Below are 15313 nucleotides of genomic sequence, written 5' to 3' on the forward strand. Positions count from 1 at the left end.
GCCTCATTGCCGGGGATAGGATCCCAGCACCTTGAAAAAGGCGACCTGCTGGCGCAGTTCGGCCAGGGCCTGGGCGACGGGCTCGTCGTCCCGGTGGCCCAGCAGATCGACGTAGAAATAGTATTCCCACTGCCCCGTGCGGGCGGGGCGCGATTCGAGGCGCGTCATGGACACGCCGTGCCGGGACAGCGGCGCCAGCATGTCGTAGACCGCGCCGGCGCGGTTCGGCACCGCCAGGACCAGGCTGGTCTTGTCGCGGCCGGTTGGGCCGGCGTCGCGCGGCCCGACGGCCAAGAAGCGGGTCTGGTTCTGAGGATCGTCCTGGATCCCGCTGGCCACGGCGCTCAACCCCCAGGCGGCGGCGGCCGCGTCCCCGGCGATCGCCGCGCAGGCGGGGTCTTCCGAGGCCATGCGCGCCGCCTGGGCGTTGCTGGCAACGGGCAGGCGTTCCAGTCCGGGATGGTTGCGGCTGAGCCAGGCCTGGCACTGGGCCAGGGCCTGAGGATGCCCCAGCACCCGGGTGACGCCTTCCAGCCCGCCGGTCAGGGTGAGCAAGTTGTGATGGATGCGGATGGTGCGCTCGCCCAGAACCTTCAGCGAAGAATTCAGCAGCAGGTCCAGGCTGCGGTTGACGGCGCCTTCGGTGGAATTTTCCACCGGCACGATGCCGACGTCCGCCTGCCCGGCCTCGACGGCGCGGAAGACCTCGTCGAAGGACTCGCAGCGCAGGCCGGTAATGGCGTGGCCGAAATGTTCATAGGCCGCCTGTTCGGAGAACGAACCCTGCGGTCCCAGGAAAGCGGCGGTCAGCACGCTTTCCAGGCCCCTACAGGTGGAGATGATCTGGCGCCAGATGGCGGCGACGGATTCCTCGGGGATGGGCCCGGGATTGTCCGACTGCAGGCGCCGGATGATCAGGGCCTCGCGCTCGGGCTTGAGGATCGGCCCGGCGGCATCGAAGGCCTTCTTGACCTCGCCGACTTCCAGGGCCGCGCGGGCGCGCTGGTTGAGCAGCTCCAGGATCCGCGTGTCCAGCGCGTCGATGCGCTCGCGCAGGGGTTCCAGCCGGGCCTGGAGGGTGTCATCCGCCATGGCGGGCCTCGAAGTCCTTGAGGAAGTCGATCAGGGCCCGCACGCCCTCCATGGGCATGGCGTTGTACAGCGAGGCCCGCATGCCGCCCACGGCCTTGTGGCCCTTCAGGGCCAGCAGCCCGGCGGCCTCGGACTCGGCCAGGAAGGCGGCGTTCAGCGATTCGTCGCGCAGGAAGAACGGCACGTTCATGCGCGAACGACAGGCCGGCGCGATGCGGTTTTCATACAGGGCCGAGCCGTCCAGGTAGTCATACAGGGCGCGCGACTTGGCCTCGCTGGCCGCGTCCATCGCCGCCACCCCGCCCTGACGCAGCAGCCACTTGAAGACCAGGCCCGCCACGTAGATGGCATAGGTCGGCGGCGTGTTGAACATGGACTGGGCGCCGGCCACGTTGGCGTAGTCGAACACCGAGGGGCAGTGCGGCAGCGCATGGCCGATCAGGTCCTTGCGCACGAAAGTCAGCGTCACCCCGGCCGGTCCGGCGTTCTTCTGCGCCCCGGCGTAGACCATGCCCACCCGCGAGAAATCGATGGGACGGGACAGGATGTTGGAGGACATGTCGGCCACCAGCGGCACGTCGGGCGCCCCCAGGGCGGCCATGTCGGGCATGACGGCCTGTTCGACCCCGCCGATGGTCTCGTTGGCGCACAGGTGCAGGTAGGCCGCGTCGCGGCGGACCCGCCATTGGTCGTGGTCCGGCAGCCAGCACCAGGGGCCGTGGCGGCGGCCGTCGATCTCGGTATCCGTTTCGGCGGAGGCCGCCACGGCGATGTCGCCGTAGCGCGCGGCCTCGTTGAAGGACTTGCGCGCCCAGTGCCCGCTCAGCACGTAGTCCGCCCGGCCCAGGCCGGCGCGGCCGATCAGGTTCAGCGGCACGATGGCGTTCTGCGCCGAGGCGCCGCCCTGCATGAACAGCACCTCGAAATCGTCCGGCACCGACAGCAGGGCGCGCAGGTCGGCCTCGGCCTCGTCGCGGATACGGCTGTAGTGCTTGCCCCGGTGGCTCATTTCCATGACCGAGGTGCCGCTGCCGTTCCAGTCGCACATTTCGGCGGCGGCCTGCCGCAGGACTTCGAGCGGCAGGGTGGAGGGGCCCGCGGCGAAATTCCAGGGGCGGCTCATGCCTGATCCTCGTCGGTTTGCGATTCATCCCCGCCGCCGGCCGCGGGTCCGCCGTCGGCCGTGCCTTCGGACGATTCCGGAGCGGCCTCGGCAGTCTCGGCGGCCTCGTCCTCGTCGGCATCGCTTTCGACCACGCGGCGCACCCCGGACAACTGGCTGTCCTCGTCCACGTTGATCAGCGTGACCCCCTGGGTGGCGCGGCCCATCTCGCGGATCTCGGAAACCCGCGTGCGCACCAGCACCCCGCCGGTCGTGATCAGCATGATCTCGTCCTCGGGCTGCACCAGCACGGCGCTGACGACCTTGCCGTTGCGCGCCGAGGTCTGGATGGCGATCATGCCCTTGGTGCCGCGCCCGTGGCGCGTGTATTCGACGATGGACGTGCGCTTGCCGTAGCCGTTTTCAGTGGCCGTCAGCACGCTCTGGGTCTCGTCTTCCGCCACCAGCAGGGCGATCACGGCCTGGCCGTCCTCCAGCGACATGCCGCGCACGCCGCGCGCCGTGCGGCCCATCGGGCGCACGTCGTTCTCGTCGAAGCGCACGGCCTTGCCGGCGTCCGAGAACAGCATCACGTCGTGCTGGCCGTCGGTGAGTTCGGCGCCGATCAGGAAGTCGCCGTCATCCAGGCCGACGGCGATGATGCCGGCCTTGCGGGGATTGGAGAAGTCCGACAGCGGGGTCTTCTTGACCGTCCCGCGCGAGGTGGCCATGAAGACGTAGTGGTCGTCGCTGAAGGCCTTGACCGACAGCACCACCGTGATGGTCTCGCCGTCGACCAGCGGGAACATGTTGACGATGGGCCGGCCGCGCGAATTGCGCGAGCCCTGGGGCACTTCCCAGACCTTGAGCCAGTAGACGCGGCCCCGGTCCGAGAAACACAGCAGGTAGTCGTGTGTGTTGGCGATGAAAAGCTGGTCGATCCAGTCGTCTTCCTTGGTGGCGGTGGCCTGCTTGCCTCGCCCGCCGCGCTTCTGCGACCGGTATTCGGACAGCGGCTGGCTCTTGATGTAGCCGCTGCGCGACAGCGTCACCACCATGTCCATGGGGGTGATGAGGTCTTCCGTTTCCAGTTCCGTGGCGTTGTATTCGATTTCCGAACGGCGCCGGTCGTTGTTGGCGTTGGAAAATTCGGCGCGGACCGCCTGCAATTCGTCGCCGATGATCGCGGTGACCCGTTCCGGACGCGCCAGGATGTCCAGCAGATCGGCGATGGTGTCCATGATCTCGCGGTATTCACCGACGATCTTGTCCTGCTCCAGGCCGGTCAGGCGCTGCAGGCGCATGTTCAGGATTTCCTGGGCCTGGACTTCGGACAGGCGGTACTGGCCGTCGGCCTGCAGACCGAAATGCGCGTCCAGTCCTTCAGGACGGAAGGCCGCGCGCCCGCCCGAGGCGAGGTTGGCATCGGCGCGCTCGAGCATTTCGCGCACCAGGGACGAATCCCAGCTGCGGTCCATCAGGGCCTGACGCGCCACCGGCGGCGTGGGCGCGGCCTTGATGATGGCGATGAAATCATCGATGTTGGCCAGGGCCACCGCCAGGCCTTCCAGCACGTGGCCGCGCTCGCGGGCCTTGCGCAACTGGAAGATGGTGCGGCGGGTGACGACCTCGCGGCGGTGCTGGAGGAAGTACTGCACCATCTGCTTCAGGTTCAGCAGGCGCGGCTGGCCGTCGACCAGGGCCACCATGTTCATGCCGAAGGTTTCCTGCAGCTGGGTGTTCTTGTAGAGGTTGTTCAGGACGACCTCGGGGACCTCGCCGCGCTTGAGCTCGATGACCAGGCGCATGCCGTCCTTGTCCGATTCGTCGCGGATGTCGGAGATGCCCTCGATCTTCTTTTCATTGACCAGTTCGGCGATGCGCTCCTGCAGGGACTTCTTGTTCACCTGATAGGGGATGGCGTCGACGATGATGGCCTGGCGGTTGCCGCGCTCCATGTCCTCGAAGTGGACCTTGGCGCGCATGATCACCCGCCCGCGTCCGGTGCGGTAGCCCTCGCGCACGCCGGCCATGCCGTAGATGATGCCGCCGGTGGGGAAATCCGGCGCGGGGATGCGCTCGATCAGTTCGTCGACGGTGCAGTCGGGATTGCGCAGGCAGTACAGGCAGCCCTCGACGACCTCGGACAGGTTGTGCGGAGGAATGTTGGTCGCCATGCCCACCGCGATCCCGGCGCTGCCGTTGACCAGCAGGTTCGGCAGGCGCGACGGCAGCAGCAGGGGCTCCTGCTCGCTGCCGTCGTAGTTGGGGCCGAAATCCACGGTTTCCTGGTCGATGTCGGCCAGCAGTTCGTGGGCGATCTTCGACAGGCGGACTTCGGTATAACGCATGGCCGCCGCGTTGTCGCCGTCGATCGAGCCGAAGTTGCCCTGGCCATCGACCAGCATGTAGCGCAGCGAGAAATCCTGGGCCATGCGCACGATGGTGTCGTAAACCGCGGAATCGCCGTGGGGGTGATATTTACCGATCACGTCCCCGACGATGCGCGCGGATTTCTTGTAGGCGCGGTTCCAGTCGTTGTTCAGTTCGTGCATGGCGAACAGTACCCGCCGGTGCACGGGCTTGAGCCCGTCGCGCACGTCCGGCAGGGCGCGCCCCACGATCACGCTCATCGCGTAATCCAGGTAGCTGCGCCGCATTTCGTCTTCGAGCGAAATGGGCAGCGTCTCTTTGGCGAAAGAATCCATGGCGTATCCGAAAAACCTTTCAGGCTTGAATGACTGGACCGGATGGCGCCCGGCACGACGGATCGCGAACCGCGCCCCGGACAAGCCGCGCACGCCCGGCTCGCCTGGAGGATCACCCGTCTGCCCGGCACCCGGGCCAATCGGTGATTCTATCATTCGCCTCGAGGCTCCAGGCGGACGGCCACGGCGGACCATGCCGACGCCCGAATGACGGCATCCGGACCGCGGCGCAGCCCCGGATGTTGCAAAAAGCCTACACCCGACCACGTCGATCCGTGTAAAACACGTCCAGAGAGCGCATGAAGGGATTTGTGCTTAACCCGGCGGGGGAAAATGCCTTAAGATTTCGGCTAACACGCATGAAACCCAGCGCAACTCTGAGCATTCCAACTCGACATTGCTATACTGGAAGCGTTATTTCGATATGCGGCGGGGGTTCGCTGCGGTCACTTTCAAGCATCATGCTCAAACGAGGAGAAACATGAACAAACCCTCCAAAATCGCTATTGGACTCGCCATTGCTGCCATGGCCGCCGTCGGTACCGCCTCGGCTTCCGACAACTGGACCAATGTGGACGGCCATGTCTGGAAGGACGCGAGCGGCCAGAACTGCTGGCGTGATGCGTTCTGGACGCCGGCCACCGCCGCCGAAGGCTGCGGCAAGCCCGTCGCCGAAGCGCCCGTCGTCGCCCCGACCGCCAGCAAGGTCGTCCTGAACGCCGACACCTTCTTCGACTTCGACAAGGCCACCCTGAAGCCCGAAGGCAAGCAGGTCCTGGACCAAGTCGCCCAGCAAGCCGGCTCGATCAACCTGGAAACGGTCATCGCCACCGGCCATACCGACTCCATCGGCACCGAAGCCTACAACCAGAAGCTGTCCGAACGCCGCGCCAACACGGTCAAGCAATACCTGATCAGCAAGGGCGTGCCGGCCGACCGCATCTACGCCGAAGGCAAGGGCGAACTGCAACCCGTCGCGTCCAACAAGACCCGCGAAGGCCGCGCCCAGAACCGCCGCGTGGAAATCGAAATCGTCGGTACCCGCAAGTAATTCCGCTGGCCGCACGAAGCCGCCGCGCCCCGCGCGCGGCGGATACAATAGGGCTCCGTTCGACGGAGCCCTATTCTTTTCTGGAGCCTTCTGGAGCCCACCCCATGCACGCAGCCAACGCCGACCCGGCGGAACTCGACAAATTCAGCGCATTCGCCTCAAGCTGGTGGGACCCGCAGGGCGAACTGAAGACCCTGCACGACATCAACCCCCTGCGCCTGGACTGGATCCGCGCCCAGGCCGGTCCGCTGGACGGCCTTCAGGCACTGGACGTCGGCTGCGGCGGCGGCCTGTTGGCCGAGGCCATGGCGGCCGAGGGCGCCCGGGTGACCGGGATCGACCTGGCCAAGCAGTCTCTGCAGATCGCACGCCTGCACGGCCACGAGTCGGGCGTCCAGGTACAGTACGAATGCGCCAGCGCGGAAGACTACGCGCAGCGGCAGGCTGGCCGGTTCGACCTCGTCACCTGCATGGAACTGCTGGAACACGTACCCGATCCGGCATCGGTCGTCGACGCCTGCGCCCGGCTGGTCCGCCCAGGCGGTCTGGTGTGCTTTTCCACCCTGAACCGCAATCCGAAATCCTTCCTGCTGGCCATCGTGGCGGCCGAATACGTGATGCGCATGCTGCCCCGGGGCACCCACAGCTATGAGCACTTCATCACCCCCAGCGAACTCGCCGCCGCCGCGCGCGCGGCGGGCCTGGAAGTCGTCGGCCTGTCCGGCATGGGCTACCAGCCCCTGACCCGGCGCTACGGCCTGACGCCGGACACCGGCGTCAACTACCTGATGGCCGCGCGGCGCCCCGAATGATCATGCCGCACCGCCTCGTCCTGTTCGATTTCGACGGCACCCTGGCCGACACGGCGCCGGATCTGGCCGCCGCCGCCAATCGCCAGCGCCACTACCGGGGCCTGCCCCCCCTGCCCTACGAGGCCCTGCGGCCGCACGCCTCGCATGGCGCGCGCGGCCTGCTCAAGGCCGCCCTGGACCTGGACGCCCGTTCCGGGGAATACGAAGCCGCCCGACAACGGTTCCTGCGCGACTACGCCGAGGCCATGCTGGTGCGCACCCGGCTGTTCCCGGGCATCCCCGAACTGCTCGACCTGCTGGGAGGGCAGGCCTACGGCTGGGGCATCGTGACCAACAAGATCGAATCGCTGGCCCTGCCCATCGTGCGCCACCTGGGCCTGCAGGACCGCTGCCTGGTGACGGTGGGCGGCGACACCACCCCGCACGCCAAGCCGCATCCCGAGCCACTGCTGCATGCCGCCCGCCAGGCCGGCGTCACGCCCGAGCACTGCATCTACATCGGCGACGACGAGCGCGACATCGTGGCCGGCCAGGCGGCCGGCATGGCGACCGTGGCCGCCGCCTACGGCTATTGCTCGCTGGACGACCCGGCCCGCTGGGGCGCCGACGCCATCGCCGACTCTCCGGCGGACCTCTGGCCCCTCATCGAGCACTGGGCGGGGAGGGGCCTGGGGCCCGCCCGCGCGACTCGGGACACCGTCTGAACGAATCCCGAACCGGCGGCCGTGAACAGCACATCGGTCGAGGAATTCAGCGCCGTCTCGGCAGAGTCCTGCAGCACGCCGATGATGAAGCCCACCCCGACGACCTGCATCGCCAGGTCGTTGGAAATACCGAACAGGCTGCAGGCGACCGGAATCAGCAGCAGCGACCCTCCCGCCACGCCGGAAGCCCCGCAGGCGCAGACCGCTGCCACGACGCTGAGCAGCAGCGCCGTAGGCAGGTCCACGACGATTCCCAGGGTATGGACCGCCGCCAGCGTCAGCACCGTGATGGTGATCGCGGCCCCGGCCATGTTGATGGTGGCCCCCAGGGGGATGGACACGGAATAGGTGCCCTCCTCCAGGCCCAGCTTGCGGCACAGGGCCATGTTGACCGGGATGTTCGCCGCCGAACTGCGCGTGAAGAAGGCTGTGATGCCGGATTCGCGCAGGCAGGTGAGCACCAACGGGTAGGGATTGGTCCGCAGCCGCAGGAATACGATGAGCGGATTGACCGCCAGCGCCACGAACAGCATGCAGCCCAACAGCACCGCCAGCAGGCGGGCATAGTCCAGCAGCGCGCCGAAGCCGGTCTCGGCCATGGTCGAGGCGACCAGCCCGAAGATCCCGACCGGGGCCGTGCGTATGACCGCCTTGACGATGTACGACAGCCCCGCCGCCAGGTCCGCCATGACGCGCCTGGTGGATTCCCCGGCATGACGCAGCGCGACGCCCAGACCGATCGCCCAGGCCAGGATACCGATGTAGTTGGCCTGGACCAGGGCGCGCACCGGGTTGTCCACCACGTTCAGCAGCAGATTGCGCAGGACTTCGGCCACACCGCTGGGCGGGCTGAGCGCAGCCTCGCCCAACTGCAGGCGGATGGTCAGGGGAAACATGAAGCTGGCCGCCACCGCGACCACCGCCGCCGCGAAAGTACCGACCAGGTACAGGACCAGGATCGGCCCCAGCCGTGCCTGCGAGCCCCGCTGGTGATTGGCGATCGAGGCGGCCACCAGCACGAAGACCAGGCTCGGAGCGATGGACTTCAGCGCCGTGACGAACAGGCCGCCCAGCAGGCCGACAGCCTGGGCCGCGCCGGGCGACGCCAGCGCCAGGACCACGCCGGCGGCCAGGCCGATCAGGATCTGCGTCACCAGACTGCCGTCGCGGACGAACCGCAGCAAGGGATTGGATTTCGGGACGTTGGACGTCATCAGGGCACTCCGCGAAAATTTTCCGGGACTCGCGTCCGGCGGGGGCCTATGAACAAGCCGGGCGGAAAGATCGGACGCCACGGGATGCACGCGGCGTGACGGCTTGCTCAGGGACCCCTGAAAATGGGCGCCATTCTAGCACCGCGAGATCGACCGGCCGGCGAGCCGATACAATGAACCTCTGCCGCGCGGCAAGGCCCCGCCCCGTCCGCGGGAAGGCCGGCGCGGCAGGTCGTCTTCACGCTATCCGAAGGAATTCCATGGCTACACACACGATCCGCGTCGGTATCGCCGGCTACGGCAATCTGGGGCGCGGCGCCCTGGCGGCCCTGTCCCGCTGCCCCGACATGCGCCTGGCCGGAGTGTTCACGCGCCGCGACCCAACCTCGCTGCGCCTGCCCGACCCCGCGACGCCGGTCCTGCCCCTGGACGAGGCCGCGGCGCACCGCGACGACATCGACGTCATGATCCTGTGCGGCGGCTCCAAGGACGACCTGCCCGTCCAGGGCCCCGAGCTGGCGCGGTGGTTCACGACAGTGGACAGCTACGACACCCACGCCCGGATTCCCTGGTACTTCGAAGCCGTCGACACCGCCGCCCGCGCACATGGCAACCTGTCGATCATCGCGGTGGGCTGGGATCCGGGCCTGTTCTCGATCAACCGCCTGATGGGCGAGGCCATCCTGCCGGCCGGCGCCACCTATACGTTCTGGGGCAAGGGCCTGAGCCAGGGGCACTCGGACGCCATCCGGCGCGTACCCGGCGTGCAGGCCGGGGTGCAGTACACGATCCCGGTCCCCGAGGCGGTCGCGCGCGTGCGCGCGGGCGAACAGCCTGCGCTCTCGACCCGAGAGAAGCACCGGCGCGAATGCCACGTAGTGCTGGAGCCAGGCGCCGATCCCCGCCAGGTCGAACAGGCCATCGTCGCCATGCCCGACTATTTCGCCGATTACGACACCACGGTGCATTTCATCGACGAGGCCTCCCTGGCCCGCGAGCACGCCGGCATGCCGCACGGCGGCTTCGTGATCCGCAGCGGCCAGACGGGTGCCACAGAGCGCCAGGCGATGGAATTTTCCCTGAAGCTCGACAGCAACCCGGCGTTCACGTCCAGCGTGCTGGTAGCCTACGCGCGCGCCGCCTGGCGGATGAAGTCCGCCGGGGAAACCGGCGCCCGCACCGTGTTCGACGTGGCCCCCGGCCTGCTGTCGCCCCGGTCTCCCGAGGCCCTGCGCAAGGCGCTGCTATAGAAAATCGGCCGGGGGCCACGCCCTGCTTACCAACCAGCCCGGCGCCCCGTGGCGCCGAACACGCGCATTGCCATATCGTCTCCTGAATTCCGGCCTGCTTGCCTATGGCCGTCCCTCACACTACCATGCCGGAAACATCATTCAGGAGTCAACCATGAAGCAGTCTTCCTTCGACCGCAGGGATTTCCTGAAACTGGCTGGCGCCGCCGCCCTGCCCGGCCTGCCGGCCTGGGCCCGCGCCGCCGGCGCCACCGCCGTCGCCGAAGGCAAGGCCACGTTCTTCGCCAACATCACCTCCGTACAGCCCATCATGGACGCTTTCCACACGGCGACCGGCATCCGGGGGGAATACTCGCGAATCTCCAGTTCCAAGTTCATTCCCACCCTGCTGACCGAGGCCGCCGCCGGCAAGCTGACGGCGGACGTGGTGCAGGCTCCCCTGCCCATGCTGGAACTCCTGAAGGAACAGGGCATCCTGGCGCCTTACCGGTCCCCGGCCGCCCGGGGCTACCCCGACTGGGCCACGAAAGACGAGCACATCACCCTGTTCGGGGTGGAATACGTTTCCTACCTGTACAACACCCAGCACGTTCAGGCCGCCGACGCGCCCAGGACCTACCAGGACCTGGGCGACCCGAAATGGCACGGCCAGATCGTCATGGCCAATCCGTCCAATCACGCCTCGACGATCTCCTGGCTGGTCGGACTCAAGGAACAGGTCTTCACTTCCGAGGACGAGTGGATGCAGTTCGTCAAGGCGCTGGCGGCCAACGAACCCATGTTCGTGGCCTCGTTCGGCCCGACTCCGGCGCCCATCGAAAGCGGCGAAAAGCGCATCGCCATTTCCATGCCCAAGTACATTGTCACCAAGGCCCCCGCGCCGCTGGCCTGGGGCCCGATGTCCGGTCCCCTGCTGGGCTCGGCCCGTGCCATCGCCGTCACGGCCAAGGCGCCCCGCCCGGCCGCCGCGCGCGCCTTCGTGGATTACTGGCTGGGCCATGAAGCCATGTCGCTGCTCGCCAGGGACGTGGGCGAATACGTGCTGGCCCCGGGCGTGCATCCCCCGATCCCCGGCATCGACCAGGTCCAGGTCAAGCCCGTGCGCGACCTGTCCGACCAGGAGCTGCAGCGCTGGGGGCGCGAGTTCGGCAAGCTGTTCGGCGCCCGCTGATCCCGGCCGCCGCCATGGAAATCCGCATCGAGGGCCTGTGCAAGACCTACCGGTCCGAAGGGCGCACCGTCACCGCCCTGGACCACGTGGACCTGACCATCCCGGCCAACGAGATCTTCACCCTGCTGGGCCCCAGCGGATGCGGCAAGACGACGCTGCTGCGCTGCATCGTGGGCCTCGAGACCCCGGACGCCGGCGAAATCCGCATCGGCGGCGACATCGTCTGGTCGTCCGGGCGCCGCATCGCCGTACCCACCGAGAAGCGCGGTCTGGGCATGGTGTTCCAGACCTACGCCATCTGGCCGCACATGTCGGTTTTCGACAATATCGCCTACCCGCTGCAAGTGCGCGGCGCCCCCCGGGCGCTGATCCGCGAGAAAGTCGCCCAGGCGCTGGAATTCGTCCAGTTGCGCGACGTCGAGCGACAGCCCGCCACGCGCCTGTCCGGCGGCCAGCAGCAGCGCGTGGCCCTGGCCCGCGCCCTGGTGGCCGAACCGCGCGTGATCCTGTTCGACGAACCGCTCAGCAACCTGGACGCCAAGCTGCGCGAAGAAACCCGCAAGCTGCTGCGCCACTTCCTGGGCGAGCTGGGCATCACCGCCCTGTACGTCACCCACGACCGGGTCGAGGCCCTGGCCCTGTCGCACACCATCGCCGTGATGCGGGCCGGACGTGTGATCGAGACCGGTACGCCGCAGCACATGTACTTCGACGCGCGACACCGCTATGTGGCGGATTTCATCGGCCGGGCCAACCAGTTCCCGGCCATCGTCCGCAACCGGGAGAACGACTATACGCTGGCGCGCTGCGGCCTGGGCACGATCCACTGCCAGGCCCGCGACCTGCCGGAAGGTGCCGAGGCCACGCTGTGCATCCGCCCGGAATTCATCCGGATCACGCGCCACGAGGTCGGACCGGGCTTCAATGTCATCGAGGGCACGATCGAATCCATGGAATTCGTCGGCGAGGTCTACGAGGCCGAGATCCGCGTCAACGACGAACGGCTGCTGGCGCGTATCGACCCCGGCATCCAGGCGGCGCCGGGCGAGCATGTCGAAATCCGCCTGGACCCGGCCCACTGCCTGCTGCTGAGCGCCTGAGACAGGGCCTGTTCACATGTCCTCCCTCCCCCGGTCACGCCTCCTGAGCTGGACCCTGATCATCCTGGTCGGCTTCCTGACCCTGTGTCCGGTCCTGATGCTGCTGCTGGGCAGCCTGTCCCAGGGCCTGACCGCCTTCGGCCAGTTCACCCTGTCAAAATACGTCCGCGCCTACACGGACCCATATCTGTGGGACGTGACCTTCAACACAGCGGTGTTCGTGCTCGGATCGTCCCTGCTGTCCACGCTGCTGGCTCTGTTCCTGGCCTACCTGAACACCCGCACCGACATCCCGGCCAAGCCGCTGTTCACAGTGCTGTCCATCGTCCCGATGATGATCCCGCACCTGCTGTTCTCGGCCAGTTGGGCGCTGCTGCTGAACCCCAGCAACGGCCTGCTCAACCAGGCGCTGCAGGGGCTGCTCGGCCTGGAATCGGCGCCGTTCGACATCTATTCGCTGTGGGGCATGACCCTGGTCGAGGGGCTGCTGAACATGCCCATCGCCTACCTGATCATCGCCCCGGCCATGGCCGCCTTCGACCCTTCGCTGGAAGAGGCCGCGCGCGTGTCCGGATCCGGCTGGTCGCGCACCCTGCTGCGGGTCACCCTGCCGGTCCTGCGGCCCGCCATCCTGGCGGCCCTGGTCCTGGGCGTCGTGCGCAGCCTGGCGTCCTACGCCGTGCCCCGGGTCCTGGGCACACCCGGCCGCGTGGACGTGCTGGCCACCTACCTGTACGACATGATCTCCACCGGCTTCGCCCCGGACTACGGCCAGGCCGCCGCCGTCGGCATGAGCGTGCTGTCGGCCTCCATCGCCCTGATCGTGCTCTACCGCGCCCTGACGGCCGAGGGCGAAAAGTACGTCACGGTCTCGGCGCGCGGCTTCCGGCCCGGCATGATCGAACTCGGCCCGATGCGGCGCCCGCTGGGCCTGGCCGTCGGACTGCTGTGCCTGCTGATGGTCGTACTGCCGGTACTGGTGCTGCTGTACACCTCGCTGGTGCCCTACGTCATGCCGCCCGGCGCGCAGGCCTTCGCCGCCATGGATCTGCGGCACTGGATCGCCGTCTTCCACGAGCCCGGCGCCCTGCTGGCGCTGCGCAACAGCCTGTTCCTGGCGGTGGCGGGGGCCACGCTGGGCGTGGCGCTGTCCCTGGGCGTGGCCTATGTCGTCGTCAAGACGCGCGGCCCGCTCGCGACCCTGCTGGAAACGCTCAGCTTCCTGTCGTTCTCCTTTCCCGGCATCGTCATCGGCATCGGCTTCATGTGGTTCTTCGTGCAGACCCCGCTGTACTCTACGCTGACCGCCCTGCTGCTGGCCTACATCGCGGCCTACCTGCCCTACGGCGTACGACCCCTGGCCAGCGCCTTCGTGCAGATCCACGGCCACCTGGAGGAATCCTCGCTGGTCTGCGGGGCCGGCCGCCTGACCACCCTGCGACGCATCGTGATCCCGTTGCTGATCCCGGGCATCGTCTCGGCCTGGATCCTGATGGCGACCATGTTCCTGCGCGAACTGACCGTGTCCGTGGTACTGTCGCGCCCCGGCACGGAAGTCCTGGCGATCCAGATCCTGGGCTACGCCGACGACGGCCTCTGGGGCAAGCTCTCGGCCCTGGGCCTGTTCATGATCGTGCTGTCCACGATCCTGGTGCTGTGCGCCCAGGCCGCGGGCCACGCCTTCCGGCGGCGCCAGGGGCTGTAGGCGCGGAGGCGACCGCCCCTCAGTGCAAAGTCCCGCCGTCCCCGGCATCCTCGCCGGACGGCGCACCCCCATCGGCGTCGTATTCATCGACCCGGATGTCCGGCGCGCCCATCACCGCCTCCCAGGTGCGCTGCGGCAGATAGGTCTGCAGACGCGCGACGGCCTGGCGGATCAGCGCATCATGCAGCACATGCCCCACGCTCGAGGCCATGTCCAGCGTCGCATCGCCCCCCAGCCCGGTCAGGTGCCCATGGACCTGGCGCGCCTGATCCAGCGGGGCGACGCGGTCCGCCGCGCCGTGCAGCAGATGCAGAGTGGTCAGCATGGGCACGGCCCGCGGCAGCGTGGCGAAGCGGGTAGAGAACAGCAGCGCCCGGCCGGCCAGCCCCGCATCGGTGCAGACGGCTTCCAGTGCCACGGCGGCGCCTTCGGAGAATCCCGCCAGGGCCGTCTGCTCGCCGCTCAGGCCGCGCCCGCGCTGCAAGGCCCGGACCTCGCCCGCCAAGGCGGCCCCCGCCTCGGCCACCAGGCCGACATAGGCCTCCGGATCCGGGTCGGACCGTGAGATCCAGCGCCGGGCCGAGCCCGCGCCGAACGGCCCGTGCGGCTGGACGATCAGCGCCTGGGGGAAGGCCTGACGGAGCGCCGCCACCAGGTCCAGCATCTGCACCGGCGCGGCGGATTCTCCATGCAACACGACGAAGAGCTGCGCGGGCGCGCCGACGGACGGTTCGATGATCAGGGGTTCGGGACGAGGATCGGACATGGGATTCGGAATTACACGGTGGCGGAATCGCGCCAGGATAACGGATTATCCCGCGAAACCTCCTTCGTCCAGGAACCGTCGCTCCTCGGGTGTGGTGTCGCGCCCGAGCGGGCCGTTGCGATGCGGAAACCGCCCGAACCGCCGGACGACGTCGCGATGTTCCTCCGCCCAATGCAGCGAACCCGGGACTTCGCGCGCGTACAGGGTCACGGATTCCTCCTGGACGGCCGGGTCTTCGGCATGCATGAAGGGCAGGCAGACGAAACCGCGCAAGGCGGGATCGATCCGGTCCAGGAAGACGAGCGCCCGGCGCGCACAGGCCAGAGCCAGACCATCCGTGGCGAACATGTGACCGGTGCCCCGGAAGGCGTTGCGAGGATACTGGTCCAGCAGCAGGATCAGGGCCAGGGCCGATTCAGGATGCGCCAGCCAGTCCTCCAGCTCGCCGCGCGCGGCGGCGAAATGGGCGTCCAGGAAGCGCTCGCGGAACTCGGCGTCGAAGGCGGCATTCTTGGAAAACCATCGACCAGGGCCGGCCTCGCACCAAAATGCGACGATGGCACGGGCCGTGTCGGGCGCGGCGAAAGGCATGGAAGAGACGGCATGCGCCATGGAGACCCCCAGGAAACAGAATACCC

The 15313-nt window shown here is 68.0% G+C and carries 12 protein-coding genes and 1 pseudogene; 7 read left to right on the forward strand and 6 right to left on the reverse strand.

Annotation, left to right across the window (positions count from 1 at the left end; translation table 11 throughout):
• Positions 1-3: 3 nt before the first annotated feature.
• Genes pheA through gyrA form a run of 3 tightly spaced genes read right to left on the reverse strand, consistent with a single transcriptional unit; the run spans position 4 to position 4902 of the window.
• Entirely contained in the window at positions 4-1092 is a 1089-nt protein-coding gene (pheA, locus tag ACTPOE_RS06250) for a prephenate dehydratase (protein WP_458871340.1), read from the reverse strand.
• Positions 1082-2215, reverse strand: a complete 1134-nt coding sequence (gene serC, locus ACTPOE_RS06255; protein ID WP_458871341.1) for a 3-phosphoserine/phosphohydroxythreonine transaminase — start codon at positions 2213-2215, stop codon at positions 1082-1084. The genes pheA and serC overlap by 11 nt, the downstream gene beginning before the upstream one ends.
• Entirely contained in the window at positions 2212-4902 is a 2691-nt protein-coding gene (gene gyrA / locus ACTPOE_RS06260) for a DNA gyrase subunit A (protein ID WP_458871342.1), read from the reverse strand. Before gyrA ends, serC begins: the two co-directional genes overlap by 4 nt.
• Positions 4903-5383: 481 nt before the next feature.
• On the opposite strand from gyrA, the gene ompA reads away from it, so the two are divergent.
• The 3 genes from ompA (at position 5384) to ACTPOE_RS06275 (ending at position 7469) form a co-directional block, all read left to right on the forward strand.
• The gene (ompA, locus tag ACTPOE_RS06265) at positions 5384-5953 is read left to right on the forward strand and encodes an outer membrane protein OmpA (protein WP_458871343.1); all 570 of its coding nucleotides are present in this window, start codon (positions 5384-5386) and stop codon (positions 5951-5953) included.
• A 104-nt stretch (positions 5954-6057) separates the two neighbouring features.
• A complete protein-coding gene (ubiG, locus tag ACTPOE_RS06270; RefSeq protein ID WP_458871344.1) occupies positions 6058-6765 on the forward strand; it encodes a bifunctional 2-polyprenyl-6-hydroxyphenol methylase/3-demethylubiquinol 3-O-methyltransferase UbiG in 708 nt (235 codons plus the stop codon).
• Between the two features lie 2 nt (positions 6766-6767).
• Positions 6768-7469 (forward strand): HAD-IA family hydrolase, encoded by a 702-nt coding sequence (locus ACTPOE_RS06275; protein WP_458871345.1) that lies wholly within the window; start codon positions 6768-6770, stop codon positions 7467-7469.
• 14 nt (positions 7470-7483) lie between these two features.
• Here ACTPOE_RS06275 and sstT read toward each other — a convergent pair.
• Positions 7484-8683: pseudogene (gene sstT, locus ACTPOE_RS06280) on the reverse strand (serine/threonine transporter SstT); the annotation flags it as partial.
• Between the two features lie 260 nt (positions 8684-8943).
• Here sstT and ACTPOE_RS06285 point away from each other — a divergent pair.
• The 4 genes from ACTPOE_RS06285 (at position 8944) to ACTPOE_RS06300 (ending at position 13909) form a co-directional block, all read left to right on the forward strand.
• The gene (locus tag ACTPOE_RS06285) at positions 8944-9933 is read left to right on the forward strand and encodes a diaminopimelate dehydrogenase (RefSeq protein WP_458871346.1); all 990 of its coding nucleotides are present in this window, start codon (positions 8944-8946) and stop codon (positions 9931-9933) included.
• A gap of 154 nt (positions 9934-10087) precedes the next feature.
• Positions 10088-11104: an ABC transporter substrate-binding protein gene (locus ACTPOE_RS06290; protein ID WP_458871347.1), complete on the forward strand. Its 1017-nt coding sequence runs from the start codon at positions 10088-10090 to the stop codon at positions 11102-11104.
• 14 nt (positions 11105-11118) lie between these two features.
• On the forward strand, positions 11119-12204 hold the full coding sequence (locus ACTPOE_RS06295) for an ABC transporter ATP-binding protein (RefSeq protein WP_458871348.1): 1086 nt from the start codon (positions 11119-11121) through the stop codon (positions 12202-12204).
• A 16-nt stretch (positions 12205-12220) separates the two neighbouring features.
• A complete protein-coding gene (locus ACTPOE_RS06300; protein ID WP_458871349.1) occupies positions 12221-13909 on the forward strand; it encodes an ABC transporter permease in 1689 nt (562 codons plus the stop codon).
• 19 nt (positions 13910-13928) lie between these two features.
• On the opposite strand, the gene ypfH is transcribed toward ACTPOE_RS06300, so the two are convergent.
• Positions 13929-14675 carry an esterase gene (gene ypfH / locus ACTPOE_RS06305; RefSeq protein ID WP_458871350.1) on the reverse strand — a complete coding sequence of 249 codons (747 nt, stop codon included), beginning with the start codon at positions 14673-14675 and terminating at the stop codon, positions 13929-13931.
• A gap of 45 nt (positions 14676-14720) precedes the next feature.
• A complete protein-coding gene (locus ACTPOE_RS06310) occupies positions 14721-15287 on the reverse strand; it encodes a DUF924 family protein (protein ID WP_458871351.1) in 567 nt (188 codons plus the stop codon).
• Positions 15288-15313: the final 26 nt, after the last annotated feature.

This window comes from Castellaniella sp. WN (assembly GCF_054457555.1).